We start from the raw sequence: 18,033 nt of genomic DNA, 5'->3' as shown, positions 1-18,033 counted from the left end.
AGACTTGAAGGGCAACACCATGGCTGAGCGCCGCGTCAACGTCGGCTGGGCCGAGGGCCTTCACGCCCGCCCCGCTTCCATCTTCGTCCGTGCCGCCACGGCTTCCGGCGTCCCCGTGACGATCGCCAAGGCCGACGGCAACCCGGTCAACGCCGCGTCGATGCTCGCCGTGCTCGGCCTGGGCGCCCAGGGTGGCGAGGAGATCGTGCTGGCCTCCGAAGCGGACGGCGCCGACGCCGCCCTGGACCGGCTCGCCAAGCTGGTGGCCGAGGGCCTCGACGAGCTTCCCGAGACCGTCTGACCACCCGACGGTCCTGCGGCAAGGAGCCGCGGCATCCCGAATACGGGAGGCCGCGGCTCTTGCATTTCGCCGCCCGACTCTCGGCGATTTCCCGGGCGTCCTGGCCATATGGACGACATTGCCCTGCCATTCCGATCCTGTGAAAGGAATTCGGGCAGCCGGAAAGAAGCCCTGCAAACAACTCCCTCTTTGTATACGGCGCGACTGTTAATTGCGGACGCTCGCGGTGTTTACGGGATGTTGCGAAGTCCTCACGTGTTCCGTGATCCGCAGCCGGTGCGCGGCAGCCGCCCGCTCGGTGTGCAGGGCGGTCAGCGCCCGGGCCCGTTCGGCGTCGCCCCGCGCGACGGCATCCACGATCGCGCCGTGCTCGGCCCACGACTCGACGGGCGCGGCCGGCTGCTCCACGACGTACATCCAGGCGATCTTGTGCCGCAGCTGGGTGAGCAGAGCGATCAGGCCCGGGCTGCCGGAAGCCTGGGCGAGCGTCTCGTGGAACCAGCCGCCGAGCGAGCGCAGATCCTCACCCTGACCACGGCGGGCGCGCTCCTGGCCCAGCCTCACCAGGCCGCGCAGCACCTTGAGATGGGCCTCGGTGCGCCGCTGGGCCGCCCGGGCAGCGCCCAGCGGCTCCAGCAGCATCCGCACCTCCAGCAGGTCGGCCGCCTCCCGCTCGGTCGGCTCCGCCACACACGCGCCCGCGTGACGCCGGGTGGTGACGAAGCCCTCCGACTCCAGGGTCCGCAGGGCCTCGCGCACCGGGACGCGGGAGACACCGTAACGGCGGGCCAGCTGCTCCTCGGTGAGTCTGCTGCCGCGCCGGAACACACCGGAGACGATGTCGTCGCGGATCGCCGTGCATACCGAGTGCGCGGGAATGCGCATGACCGAACCTCCGCTTTAATCCGCGCGAAACGCAGCCGATTGACGACCGTTCGGTGACTCTATTGCAGCGGTCCACATTTTCCGATGCCCGGCGGGCATTCATGGATATCTTTTGGCCAGTTACCGGCGTACACCGCGCGGCATACCCACACCGGCATACCCACACCGGCACACATACATCGGCGCACACGGAAGGCCCCGGCGGTGGGCCGGGGCCTTGGGTGCGGTACGCGGACGTCGGGCGCGCGGCGCCTCTCGGCCGCCCAAGCCGTTTTCAGACGGTCGAGCCGTTCAGACGGTCGAGCGATCAGGCGGTCACGCGGCTCAGATGGTGACGCCGTGCGAGCGCAGGTACGCGACCGGGTCGATGTCCGATCCGTACTCGGCGCCGCTGCGGGCCTCGAAGTGCAGGTGCGGTCCGGTGGTGTTGCCGGTCGAGCCGGCGAGGCCGATCTGCCGGCCCGGGGTGACGGTCTCGCCGACCGACACGTTCAGCGACGAGAGGTGGCCGTACTGGGTGTACGAGCCGTCCTTCATCTTGATCACCACGTTGTTGCCGTAGGCGCCGCCCCAGCCGGCCTCGACGACGGTGCCCGCGCCGACCGCGTGCACCGGGGTGCCGGTGGCGGCGTGGAAGTCGATGCCGGTGTGGCTGCCGGAGGACCAGACGGCTCCCCCGGCCTGGTAGCCGGTGGAGACGTACGAGCCGGAGACGGGTGACACGAAGGCGTTCAGGCGCTTGCGCTCGGCCTCGCGGGCGGCACGCTCCCGGGCCTCGCGGGCCTCCTTGGCGCGGGCCTCGGCCTTGCGCTTGGCCTCGGCGGCGGCCTTGGCGCGGGCGACGGCCTCTTCGGCCTCCTGCTCCTGGGCCGCGGCCTGGTCGGCTATCTCGGTGGCGAGCGAGTCGGCGGCGACGGCCGTGCTCAGGCCGGTGCTCTCGAGAGTGACGGTGCCGGACTCGGGAGCGGCGGCTCCGGTCTCGGCGGCCAGCGACGGAGAGGCGAGGGTTCCGATGACGCCGGTGGTGGCCAGGGCCGCGACGCCGGCGATGCTCGCGCTTTTGCGCGCCATACGGCTCGGGGCACGGTGCTTCCCGGTGGGACGGGCGAACGCCATGAAGTGGCTGGTCCTTTCCTTCCTTCTCGCCTACCGGGTTAGCTGACGGGTTCGGAGCAGGAAGGTCTCCTACGGGCGCCTCCGCCGCAGCACAGCCGCGAAGGCATCCGATTCACCCCAGGGACTTCGTGTGGGTCCCCGGCTCCCCAGGCTCGCGCCTGACGGGGACTCGGCGATGGCTGTCCGTGCCGCGGATGCGGCGGTACTGGCGAACAGCCGGACCGACGCTAAGCGTGGCTACTTTCAATCACCAAACAGACAGCCCTGTTTGTAGCGCATGCCACAGGGCAGAGGGGAAGCCCCGCAGCAAATCGGGCAAACAGCGGAACCCCGGCATCGGGTGATGCCGGGGTTCCCTGGCCGCGCCCACCGCTCCACCGGACCGCGGAGACTGCTCCACCGGGAGGCAGAGGCAGCTCCGCCGAGAGGCAGGGGCGGGCCGACGGCCTCAATCAGCCGGTGACAACCGTCACTTCGCCGATACCGAGCGCCTTGACCGGCTCCTCGATCGCGGACGCGTCACCCACGAGCACCGTGACGAGACGGTCCTGGGGGAAAGCGCTGACGGCCGCGGCCGTCGCCTCCACCGTGCCCGTCTCGGCCAGCCGCACATACAGCTGCGCCTGGTAGTCGTCGGGCAGATGCTGCTCCACCTGGTCGACGAGCGTGCTCGCGACGGACGCGGCCGTCTCGTACTTCAGCGGGGCGACACCCACCAGGTTCTGTACGGCCACATCGCGCTCGGCGTCGGTGAGGCCCTCGGCCGCCAGCGTGCGCAGCACCTTCCACAGATCGTCCAGCGCCGGGCCGGTGTTGGGCGTGTCCACCGACCCGCTGATGGCGAGCATCGAGGCACCCGTGCCGTCGGGCGCCGAACGCAGGACCTGGCCGAAGGCCCGTACGCCGTAGGTGTAGCCCTTCTCCTCGCGCAGCACGCGGTCGAGACGCGAGGTGAGCGTGCCGCCGAGGCAGTACGCACCGAGCACCTGGGCGGGCCAGACGCGGTCGTGGCGGTCCGGGCCGACGCGGCCGATGAGCAGCTGCGTCTGTACGGCTCCGGGCCGGTCCACGATGATCACGCGGCCCGTGTCGTCGGCGGTGATCGCCGGGACGGGCCGGGACTCCGCGGTGTCGCCCGTCCAGTCGCCGAGGGTCTCGGCGAGCACGGCGTCGAGGTCGACCCCGGTGAGATCGCCGACGATCACCGCGGTCGCGGTCGCGGGCCGGACGTGGGCGTCGTAGAACGCCCGGACGCCCGCGGCGTCGATCCGGGCCACCGTCTCCTCGGAGCCCTGACGCGGGCGCGACATCCGCAGCGAGGCCGGGAAGAGCTGCTTGGACAGCTCCTTGGCGGCGCGGCGGGCCGGGTTGGCCATCTCGTGCGGGATCTCGTCCAGCCGGTTGCGCACCAGCCGCTCGACCTCGCTGTCGTCGAAGGCGGGCGCGCGCAGCGCCTCGGCGAGCAGCCCGAGCGCCTTGAGCAGCCGGGACACCGGCACCTCCAGCGAGACCCGGACTCCGGCGTGGTCGGCGTGCGCGTCGAGGGTGGCCCCGCAGCGCTCCAGCTCGGCGGCGAACTCCTCGGCGGAGTGTTTGTCGGTGCCCTCGGACAGGGCGCGCGCCATGATCGTGGCGACGCCGTCGAGGCCCTCCGGCTCGGCGTCGAGCGGGGCGTCGAGAGAGATCTCGACGGCCACGACCTGCTGGCCGGGGCGGTGGCAGCGCAGCACGGTCAGACCGTTGTCCAGGGTGCCGCGATCAGGCGCGGGGAAGGCCCACGGCTTGGCGGTACCCGCCTGCGGCTGCGGGTGGAACGTCATGGCGGTCAACGGCACGGCGGCGTCGCTCACTGGTCCGCCCCTTCTTCCGAGTTGCTCTGGTCGTCCTGGTCGTCCTGGTCGGCGGAGACCGGTTCGTACACCAGCACCGCCCTGTTGTCGGGGCGCAGCCGGGCCTGGGCGACCGCCTGCACCTCCTCGGCGGTGATGTCCAGCACGCGGTTGACGGCCGTCAGCGCGAGCTGCGGGTCGCCGAACAGCACGGCGTAACGGGCCAGTTCGTCGGCGCGGCCGGCGACGGTGCTGAGCCGGTCCAGCCATTCGCGCTCCAGCTGCGCCTGCGCGCGCTCCATCTCCTCAGGCGTCGGACCCTCGGCGGCGAACCGCGCGAGCTCGTCGTCGACGGCGGACTCGATCTGCGGGACCTCGACGCCGGCGGACGTCTTCACGTCCAGCCAGCCGAGCGAGGGGGCACCGGACAGACGCAGCAGGCCGAACCCGGCGGCGACGGCCGTACGGTCCCGCCGCACCAGACGGTTGTGCAGCCGGGAGGACTCGCCGCCGCCGAGGACGGTGAGCGCCAGGTCGGCGGCGTCGGCCTCGCGGGTGCCGTCGTGCGGGAGCCGGTAGGCGGCCATCAGCGCACGCGACGGGACCTCCTCCCGGATCTCCTCGCGCAGCTGCTCACCGATGATCTCCGGCAGGGAGCCGTCGCGCGGCGGCTGCTTGCCGTCGTGGGAGGGGATGGAGCCGAAGTACTTCTCGATCCAGGCGAGCGTGTGCTCCGGGTCGATGTCGCCGACGACCGACAGCACCGCGTTGTTCGGCGCGTAGTACGTACGGAAGAAGGCGCGGGCGTCCTCGAGGGTCGCGGCGTCGAGGTCGGCCATCGAGCCGATCGGGGTGTGGTGGTACGGGTGGCCCTCGGGGTAGGCGAGGGCGGTCAGCTTCTCGAACGCCGTGCCGTACGGCACATTGTCGTAGCGCTGACGGCGCTCGTTCTTGACGACATCGCGCTGGTTCTCCATGGACTCGTCGTCGAGGGCGGCGAGCAGGGAGCCCATGCGGTCGGCCTCCAGCCAGAGCGCCAGCTCCAACTGGTGGGTGGGCATCGTCTCGAAATAGTTGGTGCGCTCGAAGCTGGTGGTGCCGTTCAGCGAGCCGCCGGCGCCCTGCACGAGCTCGAAGTGACCGTTCCCCTTCACCTGGCCCGAGCCCTGGAACATCAGGTGCTCGAAGAGGTGAGCAAGCCCTGTACGGCCCTTGACCTCGTGGCGCGAGCCCACGTCGTACCAGAGGCAGACCGCGGCGACCGGGGTCAGGTGGTCCTCGGAGAGCACCACGCGCAAGCCGTTGGCCAGCCGATGCTCAGTCGCTGTCAGGCCGCCGGAGCCGGCCTGCGCTGTGGCCGTGTGACCCATGGGCATGTACGTCCCTTCGATCGCGATATGGAGAGTGCTGCCACTGTATGCAAGCGGGCTGACACCTGGCGAAGTTCCCGGGTCGTGGTCTGCGTTGTCAGTGGGACGGTCCACAATGGTCCGCGTCAGATCCAGATCCGGTACGTGAAGGAGCAGCAGCCGCGATGGCCCGCCGCAGCACGAAGACCCCTCCGCCCGACGACTTCGAGGAGCGGATCCTCGACATCGACGTCGTCGACGAGATGCAGGGCTCCTTCCTCGAGTACGCGTACTCCGTGATCTACTCGCGCGCCCTGCCCGACGCCCGCGACGGCATGAAGCCGGTGCACCGCCGCATCGTCTACCAGATGAACGAGATGGGCCTGCGGCCCGACCGCGGATACGTCAAGTGTGCACGTGTCGTCGGCGAGGTGATGGGCAAGCTCCACCCCCATGGCGACGCCTCGATCTACGACGCCCTGGTGCGGATGGCGCAGCCCTTCTCCATGCGGGTGCCCCTGGTCGACGGGCACGGAAACTTCGGTTCGCTCGGCAATGACGACCCGCCCGCGGCGATGCGTTACACCGAGTGCCGGATGGCCGACGCGACGTCGCTGATGACGGAGTCGATCGACGAGGACACCGTCGATTTCTCGCCGAACTACGACGGCCAGGAGCGGGAACCGGTCGCTCTTCCGGCAGCCTTCCCGAACCTTCTGGTCAACGGCGCGTCCGGGATCGCGGTCGGCATGGCGACGAACATGCCGCCGCACAACCTGGGCGAGGTCATCGCCGCGGCCCGCCATCTGATCAAGCACCCGGGCGCGGACCTCGAGACCCTCATGCGGTACGTCCCGGGGCCGGACCTGCCGACCGGCGGGCGGATCGTGGGCCTCACGGGCATCAAGGACGCGTACGAGTCCGGCCGCGGCACCTTCAAGATCCGTGCCACGGTCACGATCGAGGACGTCACGCCGCGCCGCAAGGGCCTCGTCGTCACCGAACTGCCCTTCACGGTGGGCCCGGAGAAGGTGATCGCGAAGATCAAGGACCTCGTCGCCGCGAAGAAGCTCCAGGGCATCGCGGACGTCAAGGACCTCACCGACCGTGCGCACGGCCTGCGCCTGGTCATCGAGATCAAGAACGGGTTCGTTCCCGAGGCCGTCCTGGAGCAGCTCTACAAGCTGACGCCGATGGAGGAGTCCTTCGGCATCAACAACGTGGCGCTGGTGGACGGCCAGCCGCTGACGCTGGGGCTTAAGGAGCTGCTGGAGGTCTACCTCGACCACCGCTTCGAGGTCGTGCGCCGGCGCAGCGAGTTCCGCCGCACCAAGCGCCGCGACCGGCTTCACCTGGTCGAGGGCCTGCTCGTCGCCCTGATCGACATCGACGAGGTCATCCGGCTCATCCGGTCCAGCGAGAACTCCGCGGAGGCGAAGCAGCGGCTGATCGAGCGCTTCTCGCTGAGCGACATCCAGACCCAGTACATCCTCGACACCCCGCTGCGCCGGCTGACCAAGTTCGACCGGCTGGAGCTGGAGAGCGAGCGCGACCGGCTGAACACCGAGATCGACGAGCTGACGGCGATCCTGGAGTCCGACGCCGAGCTGCGGAAGCTGGTCTCGGGCGAACTGGCCGCGGTGGCGAAGAAGTTCGGCACCGACCGGCGCACGGTGCTGCTGGAGACCGGCGCCACGCCGGTCGCGGCGGTGGCGCTGGAGGTCGCCGACGACCCGTGCCGGGTGCTGCTGTCCTCGACCGGACTGCTGGCGCGTACCGTCACCGGCGAGCCGATCCCGGACGACGAGGTCAAGCGCTCCAAGCACGACGTGATCGTCTCCGCCGTCCCCGCGACCGCGCGAGGCGATGTGGGAGCGGTGACGTCGACGGGCAGGCTGCTGCGGATCTCGGTGATCGACCTGCCACAGCTGCCGCACACCGCGTCCGCGCCGAACCTGTCGGGAGGTGCGCCGCTCTCGGAGTTCCTCTCGCTGGAGACGGACGAGACGGTGATCTGCCTGACCACGCTCGACGAGTCGTCCCCGGGCCTCGCGCTCGGCACACTCCAGGGTGTCGTCAAGCGGGTGGTGCCCGACTATCCGGCGAACAAGGACGAGCTGGAGGTCATCACCCTCAAGGAGGGCGACCGGATCGTCGGCGGCGTCGAGCTGCGGACCGGCGAGGAGGACCTGGTCTTCATCGCCTCCGACGCCCAGTTGCTGCGCTACCAGGCGTCGCAGGTGCGGCCGCAGGGCCGGGCGGCGGGCGGCATGGCCGGTATCAAGCTCGCGGACGGCGCACAGGTGATCTCGTTCACCGCGGTGGACCCGGCCGCGGACGCGGTGGTGTTCACGGCCGCGGGCTCGACGGGCGCGCTGGACGACTCGATCACGACGGTGAAGATGACGCCGTTCGACCAGTACCCGCGCAAGGGGCGGGCGACCGGAGGCGTGCGCTGCCAGCGCTTCCTGAAGGGTGAGGACATCCTGCTGCTGGCCTGGGCGGGCGCGAATCCGGTCCGGGCGGCCCAGCCGAACGGCTCACCGGCGCGGCTCCCGGATCTGGACCCGCGCCGGGACGGCTCGGGCACCCCGCCGCCGTCGCCGGTGGCGGTGCTGGCCGGTCCGTCGAGCTGATCGAGGCTCTGCCGCATGACGTGCCGGAGGGCTTTACGAGCCCTCCGGCCCGTCCGGTACGAAGCGCAGGACGCCCCACATGGTGTGTTCATCGGGGGTGTCCTGCGGCCCGGCCACGGGGAGGGCGTCGAGTTCCTTGCGCAGGGCAGCGGTGTCGATCCCCGAGCCGATCAGGACGATCCCGCTCTGCCGCCGCTCGCCCACCGGCCAGGGCTCCGGGTGGAACCGGAGGAACCGGCCGACGGCGTGGACGGCGTAGCGATTGCGCGGATCGAGAGCGCCGAAGTCGACAAATCCCTTGATGCGGTACAGGCCTTCGGGCCGTGAGTCGAGGAAGTCCAGCAGCCGGCGCGGGTGCAGGGGTTCGTCCGCGGTGAAGGAGACGCTCTCGTAGGCGGCATGCAGATGGCCGTCGTGCGCCTGCCCATGAGGGTGGCCGGCGCCGTCCTGGTGCCCGTCGCCGTCCTCGTCCTCCTCGCGCAGGTCCTCGAACGAGAGCTGGCCGACGCGCTCGCCGCGGGGCCGGCACTCGAAGAGCAGTTCCGGGTCGATCCGCCCGTACGTCGCGCTGACCAGTGCCCCGCCGCCGAGCCCGCGGATCCGCTCCCTCAGCCGCTGCCCGGCCGCCTCGTCGACCCGGTCCGCCTTGTTGAGCACGACGAGATCGGCGATGCCGAGGTGCCGGGCGATCTCGGGGTGCCGCTCCAGGGTGGCGTCGAACTCGGCCGCGTCGACGACCTCGACGAGCCCGCCGTACATGACACGCTCGTTCTCACTGGCGAGCACCATCCGTACGAGTTCCTGCGGCTCGGCGAGCCCGCTCGCCTCGATGACGATGACATCGAGGCGGGCGTCGGGGCGGGTGAGCCGGTCCAGGAAGACGTCGAGTTCGCTCGCGTCGACGGCACAGCACAGACACCCGTTCCCGAGGGACACGGTGGAGTCCCCGAGCTGCCCGGCCACGGTCATGGCATCGATCTCGATGGCCCCGAAGTCGTTGACGACGACGCCGATACGGGTGCCACGGCTCGCGCGGAGAAGGTGGTTGAGCAGGGTGGTCTTGCCGGATCCCAGGAAGCCCGCGAGGACGATGACGGGCACGGGTTTGCTGGTCATGGGGGTCGAGCGTAGTGGACGCGGCCGACAACTCCGGGCCGGGCACGGCCCTTCAGGACGCCTGCGGCAGCACCGGCGGCGGCCCGACATACCTCGCCGCGGGGCGAATGATCTTGGAGTCCTCCGACTGTTCCAGAATGTTCGCGCTCCAGCCCACCACCCTCGCCGCGCAGAACGTCGGCGTGAACATCTCCCTGGGCAGACCGCACAGCTCCATGACCACGCCCGCGTAGAACTCCACGTTCGTATGCAGCTCCCGGCCCGGCTTCAGCTCCGCCAGGATCGCTTCGACCTGTGACTCCACCTGGACCGCGAACTCCACCAGGGGGCCGCCGAAGCTCTCCGCGATGCCCCGCAGCATGCGTGAGCGCGGGTCTTCGGTGCGGTAGACGGGGTGGCCGAAGCCCATGATGCGTTCGCCCGCGAGGACCCGTTCGCGGATCCAGGGGTCGATGCGGTCCGGGGTGCCGATGGCATCGAGGGTGTCCAGGGCCCGGCTCGGGGCGCCGCCGTGCAGAGGGCCCGAGAGCGCGCCCGTCGCGCCGACCAGGCAGGCAGCCAGGTCCGCTCCCGTGGACGCGATGACCCGGGCGGTGAAGGTGGAGGCATTGAAGCCGTGGTCGACGGTGGAGACGAGGTACTGCTCGATCGCCCTGGCCCGGGCGGGTTCCGGCTCCGAACCGGACAGCATGTAGAGGTAGTTGGCCGCGAACGGCAGGTCCTCGCGCGGTTCGACCGGTTCGAGACCGCGGCCCAGCCGGTAGAGCGCGGTGAGCAGCGTCGGCACGGCGGCGCATGCGGTCAGCGCGTCCCTGCGGCGGGACTCGGTGTCGAGGTCGTAGACCGGCCGAAGCCCGGAGGCGGCACCAAGCAGCGAGAGCGCCGTCCGCAGCCCGGCGAGCGGGCCGGACGGCGCGCTGGAACGGGCGATCGCCGGCAGTGCCGCCCGCACGTCGTCGGGCAGCCGGCGCAAGGACGCCGTCTCGGCGAGGAAGGCCCGGCGCCGGTCGGCGTCCGGGAGTTCTCCGTAGAACATCAGATGCCAGACGTCCTCGAACCCGGTGCTCTGCGCGAGCTCGACGGCCGAATACTGGCGGTAGTGGTAGAAGCCCTCCCGCCCCCGGACATCTCCCAGTGCGGTGTCGGTGACCACGACCCCGGCGAGTCCGCGCGGTACGTCCATCTGCATAACAGCCTCCTTGAATTGATTCGACTGTCCATGCTTGATTGCATCACTGTCAATATTGATTGAATCAATATGTGTACGGTGTTCCTCATGACGGAGAACGCACCGGAGACGGACCGGATCACCACGCGCGAGGCGGCCGAGCGGCTCGGTGTGAAACCCGAGACGGTGTACGCGTATGTCAGCCGGGGACAGCTCTCCAGTCGCCGCGACCCGACCGGCCGGGGCAGCACCTTCGACGCCAAGGAGGTCGCCGCGCTCGTCCGCAAGGGGCGGCGGGAGCCCTCGGCCGGCAGTGACGTCACTCAGCGGATCCGGACCGGCATCACGCTGATCGACAAGGACCGGTACTACTTCCGCGGGGTGGACGCCACCGAGCTGGCCCGCAGCCACTCCTACGAGGAGATCGCCGACTGGCTCTGGACCGGCACGCTGCACCACGGCATGCGTTTCACCTCCCCGCCCGAGCCGCTGACCGCCGCCCGCCGGGCGGTCGAGTCGCTGCCTACCCACAGCGGGTCCACGGACCGGCTGCGGGTGGCGGCGATCGCGGCGGCCGTCGCCGATCCGCTCCGTTTCGACCTCGGCCGCGACGCCGTGCTCGGCAGCGCCCGCTCCCTCATCCCTGTCCTGGTCGACGCGCTCCCCACGGTCGGTGAGCCGCACCGGGGAGAGGGCCGGCTGGCCTGGCGGCTGTGGTCACGGCTCACCGCGACCCGCCCCGACGAGGCGTTTCTGCGCGCCCTGGACATGGCGCTCTCGCTGCTCATCGACCACGACCTGGCCGCCTCCACCCTCGCGGTGCGGGTCGCGGCCTCCGCGCGCGCCCATCCGTACGCCGTCGTGTCCGCCGGGCTCGGCGCGCTGGACGGACCGCTGCACGGAGCGGCCAGCGGACTCGCCCACCGGATGCTCGCCGATGTCCTCGAACGGGGCGGGGCGGCCCCGGTCGTCGCCGACCATCTGCGGGCGGGACGCCGGGTTCCGGGGCTCGGGCACCGTCTCTATCCGGCCCAGGACCCGCGCGCCGAGGCCTTGTTCGGCGCGTTGGAGCAGATCCCGGCTGCTCATAAGGCGCTGGCGGCCGCTCGCGAGGTGGAGTCGACGACCGCCCGCCATGTGGAGCTGCACTCCAATGTGGACATGGCGCTCGCCGTGCTGTCGCTGTCGTCGGGCATGCCGGCCGAGGCGGGCGAGACCGTGTTCGCCGTGGCGCGCACGGCCGGCTGGATCGCCCATGCGCTGGAGGAGTACGAGGAGCAGCCGCTGCGGATGAGGCCGAGCGGTCACTACAGCGGACCCCGCCCGCCCAGGCCCGCGCCGTGAAGAGGCGGGAACGGCCGGGGCGGGCGGAGGCGCACGTCCGTCAGAATCGGTCGGCCCTCAGACCTCCGGAGCGCTGAGGGCCGGGCCGGCGGCTCCGGCCGCGGGTCAGGACCGCAGCCACGCCGCCGTGTCCTGCGGGAGTCGCCCGTCGTCGTCCAGAGGGCCGCTCGTCAGCAGGACGCTGGTGTGGCCGGGGAGTTCGACGGGCTCCCCGGCGAGGTTGACGACGCAGATCAGGCCGCCGGTCCGGACGAAGGCGAGGACGTCCGGTGCGGACCGCAGCCAGTTCAGGGGACCGTCGCCGAAGCCCGCCTCGGTGCGGCGGATGCGCAGGGCTTCGCGGTAGAGGACGAGCATGGAGTCCTCCGTCGCGGCCTGCCGGTCGGCGGAGTAGCCCGTCCAGTCCGCGGGCTGCGGCAGCCACGGCTCCTGCTCGGACCCGAAGCCGTAGTGCGGGGCGTCCGCGCGCCACGGCAGGGGTACCCGGCAGCCGTCCCGTCCGGGGTCCACGCCGAGCGAGCGGAAGTGCATCGGGTCCTGGATGCGGTCCAGCGGTATGTCCGCCTCGGGGAGGCCCAGTTCCTCGCCCTGGAACAGATAGACGCTGCCGGGCAGAGCGAGGGAGAGCAGGGCCGCGGCGCGTGCCCGCCGGGTTCCGGTGACCAGGTCGGACGGTGTGCCGAAGCGCTTCTTGGCGAAGTCGAAGCCGGTGTCCTCGGCCCGTCCGTAGCGGGTGACCGTGCGGGTCACATCGTGGTTGCAGAGCACCCAGGTGGCGGGCGCGCCCACCGGCGCGTGGAAGGCCAGCGTCGTGTCGATGGAGGCACGCAGCTCCGCCGCGTCCCAGGGCCGGGCGAGAAAGTCGAAGTTGAAGGCGGTGTGCAGCTCGTCGGGGCGCAGATAGCGCGAGAACCGGTCCGGGTCGGGCACCCACAGTTCGCCGATGAGGACACCGTTGTACTCGTCGGCGACGGCCCGCCAGGAGCGGTAGATGTCGTGCAGTTCGTCGCGGTCGACATAGGGGGTGGTGTCGTCCTCGGCGGCGTCCGGCAGATCGGGGTCCTTGGCGCACAGGGCCGCCGAGTCGATGCGGACGCCGGCGGCTCCCCGCTCGAACCAGAAGCGCAGCACGTCCTCGTGCTCCTGGCGGACCACCGGGTGACTCCAGTTGAGGTCCGGCTGCTCGGGCGTGAACAGGTGCAGATACCACTCGCCGTCCGGAACCCTGGTCCAGGTCTCCCCCGAGAACTGCGACGGCCAGTTGTTGGGCGGCAGTTCACCGTTCTCGCCGCGGCCCGGCCGGAAGTGGAACAGCTCGCGCTCCGCGCTGCCGGGCCCTGCCGCGACCGCGGCCCGGAACCAGGCGTGCTGGTCCGACAGATGGTTGGGCACGATGTCGACGATGGTGCGGATGCCCAGTCCGCGGGCCTCGCTGATGAGCTTCTCGGCCTCCGCGAGGGTGCCGAAGGCCGGGTCGATGGAGCGGTAGTCGGCGACGTCGTAGCCGCCGTCCGCCATCGGCGAGAGGTACCAGGGGTTGAACCAGATGGCGTCGATGCCGAGTTCGGCGAGGTAGGGCAGCCGGGCCCGCACCCCGGCGAGATCACCGGTGCCGTCGCCGTCACCGTCGGCGAAGCTGCGTACGTACACCTGATAGATGGCGGCGCCGCGCCACCAGTCGTCCGTGTGATCCAGAGGGGCTGCCACGTGAGGTCCTTTCGGGCAGGTGGGACTCCGCCGCCGGCCCGGACAGCGGGGCGCCAGGGCAGGGCCGGCGGCGGAGGCTCGAGGGGGAACAGGCGGTGCGGGCCGGTCAGCCCTTGAGTCCGCCCGCGGTGAGACCGCTCATGATGTTGCGCTGGAAGGCGAGGAAGATCAGGAGGGTGGGGATCGAGGCGATCGTGAGCGCGGCGATCAGCACGTTCTCCGGCACGCCGTTGGAGAGGGAGTAGATACCGACGTTGAGCGTCTGTTTGGTCGGGTCGGGCAGGGTGAGCATCGGCCAGAGGAAGTCCTTCCAGACGCCGACGACCGCGAAGATCGACACGACGCCCAGGATGGGCCGCGAGATCGGCAGCACCACGGACCACAGGGTTCTGAACCGGGACGCACCGTCGATGGCGGCCGCGTCGAGCAGCTCGTGCGGGATCGAGTCGAAGAACCGCTTGAGCAGGAAGATGTTGAAGGCGTTGGTGACCGACGGAAGCCAGATCGCCCAGGGCGAGTTGAGCAGGTTGCGCTCGATGATCGGGACGTCGAGCACCGTCAGGTACTGCGGCACGACGAGGACGGTGGCCGGGATCATCAGCGTCACCAGCATCATCGCCAGGATGGCCTTGCCGAAGACGGGCCGCAGCCGGGAGAGCGAGTAGGCAGCGGCGACGTCGAAGACCAGTTGGAACGCGAGTGCCCCGAAAGCGTAGTAGAGCGTGTTGAACAGCAGCCGGGAGAGGTCCATCACCTCCCAGGCGCGGGAGTAGTTCTCCGCGTTCACCGAGCCCGGGATCAGGGTGGGCGGCGACTGGACGACTTCCTGGGTGGTCTTGAGCCCGCCGGAGACCATCCAGTAGAGCGGTCCGAGGAAGACCAGCGTGAACAGGACCATCACCAGGACGAAGGCGGTCCAGTAGAGCAGTCTGCCGCGGGGCCTGGCGAGTTGGGCCGGTGAGATGAGTGTGCGTGTGGTCATGGCCGTCTTCCCGCCTACTCGTCCTCGGCGCGGCTGAGCCGGACGTACGCCGCGGAGAACCCCGCGAGCAGTACGAGCAGGACCAGGCCGAGCGCGGCCGCGCTGCCGTAGTTGTTGAAGTTGAAGGCGTACTGGTAGATCAGATAGACGACCGTGGTGGTCGAGCCCTCGGGCCCGGCGCCGCCGGCGAGCAGGAACGGCTCGGTGAAGACCTGCATCGTCGCGATGATCTGCATCAGCAGCATCAGCGAGAGGATGAGCCGGGTCTGCGGGATGGTGACGTACCAGATCTTGCGCAGCAGGCCGGCGCCGTCCAGCTCGGCCGCCTCGTAGAGCTCCCCCGGGATGCCCTGGAGGGCGGCGAGGTAGATGAGGGTGGCGCCGCCCATGTTCATCCAGGTGGCGGCGATGACCACGGAGAGCATCGCGGTGTCGGGATCCTGGAGCCATTGCTGCTGGGGAAGGTGCGCGAGCTCCAGGAGCCGGTTCAGCAGTCCGTAGCCCGGGTCGTAGAGGTACTTGAACAGCAGGACCGAGGCGACCGGCGGCAGCATCACGGGCAGGTAGACGAGCAGGCGCAGGAACCCCTGTCCGTGCCGGAACTCGTTGAGGACCAGGGCGACGACGAACGGGACGATGAATCCGAAGACCAGCGCGAGCCCCGTGAACAGAAGGGTGTTGCGCCAGGCCTGCCAGAACGCCGGGTCGTTGAAGACGGTGGTCAGGTTGGACCAGCCGGCCCAGGTGGTCTGTCCGTTCTCAGTCTTCTGGAAGGCCAGGATGAACTCCCTGACCATGGGATACCAGGAGAAGAACGAGAAGCAGACGACGGCGCCGATCAGAAAGCCGTGCGCCGACAGGTTGCGGCGCAGGGCCCGTACGAACGCCTCCCTCGACGCGTTCGTACGGGGCCCGCCGTCGCGCCCGGGACGCGGTGCGGCCTTGCGTGGGATGAGAGTGGGGGCCGACATCGGCTACTGGTTCGCCAGGATCTGGTTGACCTGCGACTCGGCGGTGGCCAGCAGCTTGCCCGCGTCCGCGTTCTTGTTGGTCAGGACGCCCGACATCACGTTGTCGAGGACCTTGTAGATCTCCTGCGCCTTGGGCGGCTCCGCCTTGCCCTGCACCGGGTTGTCCATGAAGGACTTGAAGTTCTCGACCGGCATGGTGGCGTTGGCCGCACGCGACGCGTCGTCCTTCGTCTTGCTGCCGCCCAGCCAGAAGTTGGGCTGCGGCACACCGACGGGCAGACCGTCGGCCTTGGTGCGGGCCCAGTCGAACTGCCCCTTGCCGACCGTGAGGTTCTTGAAGTTGAGCCAGGCGACGGCGGCCTTGATCTTGTCGGGCGAGATGCCCTTCTTGACCATGTAGTTGTTGCCGCCGAAGAGGGTGGCCTTCTGGCCGGGGATCGGGCCCATGCCGAAGTTCTCGTACTTGGCGCCGAGTTGCTGGACCATGTACGCGATGTCGTCGGGTGCGGCGAGGAACATGCCGAGCTTGTCGCTGGCTATCTGCTTCTGGAGGTCGCCCCACTTGAGCAGCTGGGTCTTGCCCATGCTGTCGTCCTGCCAGCGCATCGCCTTGAGGTTCTCGACGACCTGTTTGCCGGTCGCGTCGTTGAAGGCGGCCTTCTTGCCGCTCTCGTCCACGATGTTCCCGCCGAGGCCGTACATCTGGGCGGTGAAGTGCCAGCCGCCGGTGTTGCCGGCGCTGTACTCCCCGAACCCGGCGATGCCGTTGCCGAGTCCGGCGATCTTCTTCGCGGCCGCGCGGACGCCCTCCCAGGTCGTCGGCGGGGCGTCGGGGTCGAGCCCGGCCTGCTGGAAGAGCTTGCGGTTGATCAGCAGGCCCATGGTGTAGTTGCTGGTGGGCAGGCCGTAGAGCTTGCCGTCCTTCTTCAGGGAGTTCAGGACGTTCGGGTCGATGTCCGCGATCGCCGGGACGGTCTTCGGGGTGACGTACGCGGTGATGTCCTCGCCGCCGGCGTTGTCCAGCACCTGCGTCAGGTCCGTGAAGTACGTGTAGAAGACGTCCGGCTGGGACTTGGCCTTGAGCATCGCGGTGAACCGCGGCGGCTCCAGGCACTGGCCGGGGGTGGACCGGCCCTCGATCCTGATGTTCGGATACGTCTTGTTGAACGCCTTGACGTCCTCTTTCCACTCCTTGAGTTCCGCGGCCTTCGCGGCCGGCGGCATGCAGTCGATCGTCAGCGTCAGCTTGGTCTTCGGGTCCAGCGGAGCTGACGGATCGGACGAACCGCCGCCGGATCCCTCGTCGTTGTCACCGCTGCTGCTCGTGCCGCAGGCGGCCAGGGCGGTCAGGGCGAGCGCGGAGACGAGCGCGGTCGCGGCGGAACGGCGCGTACGGCGGAACCCAGCACTTCTCATCGGTGGTCCCCTTCGGGCCTGAGCGTGGATGACCCGCGGCTGACACGCAGCGGGAACGCGGCACACTCAACCACCGGCGACAGAAGACCGCAATATGTCGCGCCGATTTCGTAAATGATTGACAGTCGGTTGAATCAGGAGCGCGGAGCCTTTGCGGTGGAGCCGCGCACCACCAGTTCCGGCTCGAAGAGCAGCTCACCGGGCGGGACCTCGCCGCCCTGGATCTGCGCACAGAGCAGTTCGACCGCGGCACGGCCCATGGCCTCGATGGGCTGACGGACGGTCGTCAGCGGCGGTTCGGTGCAGTTCATGAAGGCGGAGTCGTCGTAGCCCACGACGGAGATGTCGCCGGGGACGGCGAGCCCCCGCCGGCGCGCCGCGCGTACGGCACCGAGGGCGAGCGGATCGCTCGCGCAAATGATGCCGGTGACACCGCGGTCGAGCAGCCTGGAGGCCGCCGCCTGCCCGCCTTCCAGCGAGAACATGGAGCGTTCGATGCGCTCGTCGGTCAGCTCCCCGCCGGATGCCTTCGCGGCCGCGTGGGCCGCCGCGAGCTTGCGCCGGGACGGCACGTGGTCGAGCGGGCCGAGGACGAGACCGATGCGGTCGTGGCCGAGCGAGGCGAGGTGGCGCCAGGCCTGCTCGACCGCCACGGCGTCGTCGCACGCGATGCAGGGGAAGTCGAGATTCTCGATGGCGGCGTTGATGAGCACCACCGGAATCCGGCGTTCTGCCAGCAGCCGGTAGTGGTCGTGCGGGGCGTCCTCCTGGGCGAAGAGCCCACCGGCGAACACCACGCCGGACACCTGCTGCTGGAGCAGCAGTTCGACGTAGTCGGCCTCGGAGACCCCGCCCTTCGTCTGGGTGCACAGGACCGGCGTGAGGCCCTGCTGGGCCAGCGCGCCGCCGATCACTTCGGCGAACGCCGGGAAGATCGGGTTCTGCAGCTCCGGCAGGACGAGGCCCACGAGGCGCGCGCGCTCGCCGCGCAGCTGGGTGGGGCGCTCGTAGCCGAGGACGTCCAGCGCGGTCAGGACGGACTGGCGGGTGGCCTCGGAGACCCCCGGCTTGCCGTTGAGCACCCGGCTGACCGTGGCCTCGCTGACCCCTACCTTCTTCGCCACCTGAGCAAGTCGTCGCGTCATGCACGCAAGACTAGCGCAAGCCATGCAAGCGGCTTGCGCTAGTCCGCGTTTCGATCAGAAGCCGATCA

At 70.0% G+C, this 18,033-nt stretch carries 14 protein-coding genes and 1 riboswitch; of the genes, 3 read left to right on the top strand and 11 right to left on the bottom strand.

From position 1 onward, the window contains the following. Window positions 1-19 precede the first annotated feature (19 nt). Entirely contained in the window at window positions 20-301 is a 282-nt protein-coding gene (locus tag ACQPWZ_RS27305) for an HPr family phosphocarrier protein (protein WP_340475865.1), read from the top strand. A 207-nt stretch (window positions 302-508) separates the two neighbouring features. Here ACQPWZ_RS27305 and ACQPWZ_RS27300 read toward each other — a convergent pair whose 3' ends face one another. The 4 genes from ACQPWZ_RS27300 to ACQPWZ_RS27285 form a co-directional block, all read right to left on the bottom strand. Then, window positions 509-1,186: a GntR family transcriptional regulator gene (locus ACQPWZ_RS27300; protein ID WP_433572609.1), complete on the bottom strand. Its 678-nt coding sequence runs from the start codon at window positions 1,184-1,186 to the stop codon at window positions 509-511. A gap of 324 nt (window positions 1,187-1,510) precedes the next feature. Further along, window positions 1,511-2,302, bottom strand: coding sequence for a M23 family metallopeptidase (locus ACQPWZ_RS27295; RefSeq protein ID WP_340475862.1), 792 nt, complete (start codon window positions 2,300-2,302; stop codon window positions 1,511-1,513). A gap of 13 nt (window positions 2,303-2,315) precedes the next feature. After that, window positions 2,316-2,487, bottom strand: a riboswitch (cyclic di-AMP (ydaO/yuaA leader). A 267-nt stretch (window positions 2,488-2,754) separates the two neighbouring features. Then, window positions 2,755-4,122 (bottom strand): M16 family metallopeptidase, encoded by a 1,368-nt coding sequence (locus tag ACQPWZ_RS27290; protein WP_405576008.1) that lies wholly within the window; start codon window positions 4,120-4,122, stop codon window positions 2,755-2,757. 26 nt (window positions 4,123-4,148) lie between these two features. Further along, window positions 4,149-5,501 (bottom strand): M16 family metallopeptidase, encoded by a 1,353-nt coding sequence (locus tag ACQPWZ_RS27285; RefSeq protein ID WP_340475860.1) that lies wholly within the window; start codon window positions 5,499-5,501, stop codon window positions 4,149-4,151. Between the two features lie 164 nt (window positions 5,502-5,665). Here ACQPWZ_RS27285 and ACQPWZ_RS27280 point away from each other — a divergent pair, with 164 nt between their 5' ends. Next, a complete protein-coding gene (locus ACQPWZ_RS27280) occupies window positions 5,666-8,116 on the top strand; it encodes a DNA gyrase/topoisomerase IV subunit A (RefSeq protein ID WP_433572608.1) in 2,451 nt (816 codons plus the stop codon). A gap of 33 nt (window positions 8,117-8,149) precedes the next feature. On the opposite strand, the gene ACQPWZ_RS27275 is transcribed toward ACQPWZ_RS27280, so the two are convergent. Next, complete coding sequence (locus ACQPWZ_RS27275) at window positions 8,150-9,232, bottom strand: CobW family GTP-binding protein (protein WP_340475858.1); 1,083 nt, start codon at window positions 9,230-9,232, stop codon at window positions 8,150-8,152. 52 nt (window positions 9,233-9,284) lie between these two features. Next, on the bottom strand, window positions 9,285-10,421 hold the full coding sequence (locus tag ACQPWZ_RS27270; RefSeq protein WP_433572607.1) for a citrate synthase/methylcitrate synthase: 1,137 nt from the start codon (window positions 10,419-10,421) through the stop codon (window positions 9,285-9,287). A gap of 87 nt (window positions 10,422-10,508) precedes the next feature. Here ACQPWZ_RS27270 and ACQPWZ_RS27265 point away from each other — a divergent pair, with 87 nt between their 5' ends. Continuing rightward, window positions 10,509-11,744, top strand: coding sequence for a citrate synthase (locus ACQPWZ_RS27265; RefSeq protein ID WP_433572606.1), 1,236 nt, complete (start codon window positions 10,509-10,511; stop codon window positions 11,742-11,744). Between the two features lie 105 nt (window positions 11,745-11,849). On the opposite strand, the gene ACQPWZ_RS27260 is transcribed toward ACQPWZ_RS27265, so the two are convergent. The 5 genes from ACQPWZ_RS27260 to ACQPWZ_RS27240 form a co-directional block, all read right to left on the bottom strand. Beyond that, complete coding sequence (locus ACQPWZ_RS27260) at window positions 11,850-13,451, bottom strand: glycoside hydrolase family 13 protein (protein ID WP_340475855.1); 1,602 nt, start codon at window positions 13,449-13,451, stop codon at window positions 11,850-11,852. Between the two features lie 106 nt (window positions 13,452-13,557). After that, on the bottom strand, window positions 13,558-14,433 hold the full coding sequence (locus tag ACQPWZ_RS27255; RefSeq protein WP_340475854.1) for a carbohydrate ABC transporter permease: 876 nt from the start codon (window positions 14,431-14,433) through the stop codon (window positions 13,558-13,560). Window positions 14,434-14,447: 14 nt separating this feature from the next. Beyond that, window positions 14,448-15,404: a carbohydrate ABC transporter permease gene (locus ACQPWZ_RS27250; protein WP_340475853.1), complete on the bottom strand. Its 957-nt coding sequence runs from the start codon at window positions 15,402-15,404 to the stop codon at window positions 14,448-14,450. 3 nt (window positions 15,405-15,407) lie between these two features. Beyond that, window positions 15,408-16,820, bottom strand: coding sequence for an extracellular solute-binding protein (locus ACQPWZ_RS27245; protein WP_340475852.1), 1,413 nt, complete (start codon window positions 16,818-16,820; stop codon window positions 15,408-15,410). Between the two features lie 134 nt (window positions 16,821-16,954). Further along, window positions 16,955-17,965, bottom strand: coding sequence for a LacI family DNA-binding transcriptional regulator (locus ACQPWZ_RS27240; RefSeq protein ID WP_383237283.1), 1,011 nt, complete (start codon window positions 17,963-17,965; stop codon window positions 16,955-16,957). Window positions 17,966-18,033: the final 68 nt, after the last annotated feature.

Origin of the sequence: Streptomyces sp. CA-251247, from assembly GCF_050952975.1 — a bacterium.
GTDB lineage: Bacteria > Actinomycetota > Actinomycetes > Streptomycetales > Streptomycetaceae > Streptomyces > Streptomyces achmelvichensis.
Note: the sequence above shows the minus strand (reverse complement) of the source record. Positions and strands in the feature narration are given on the sequence as shown.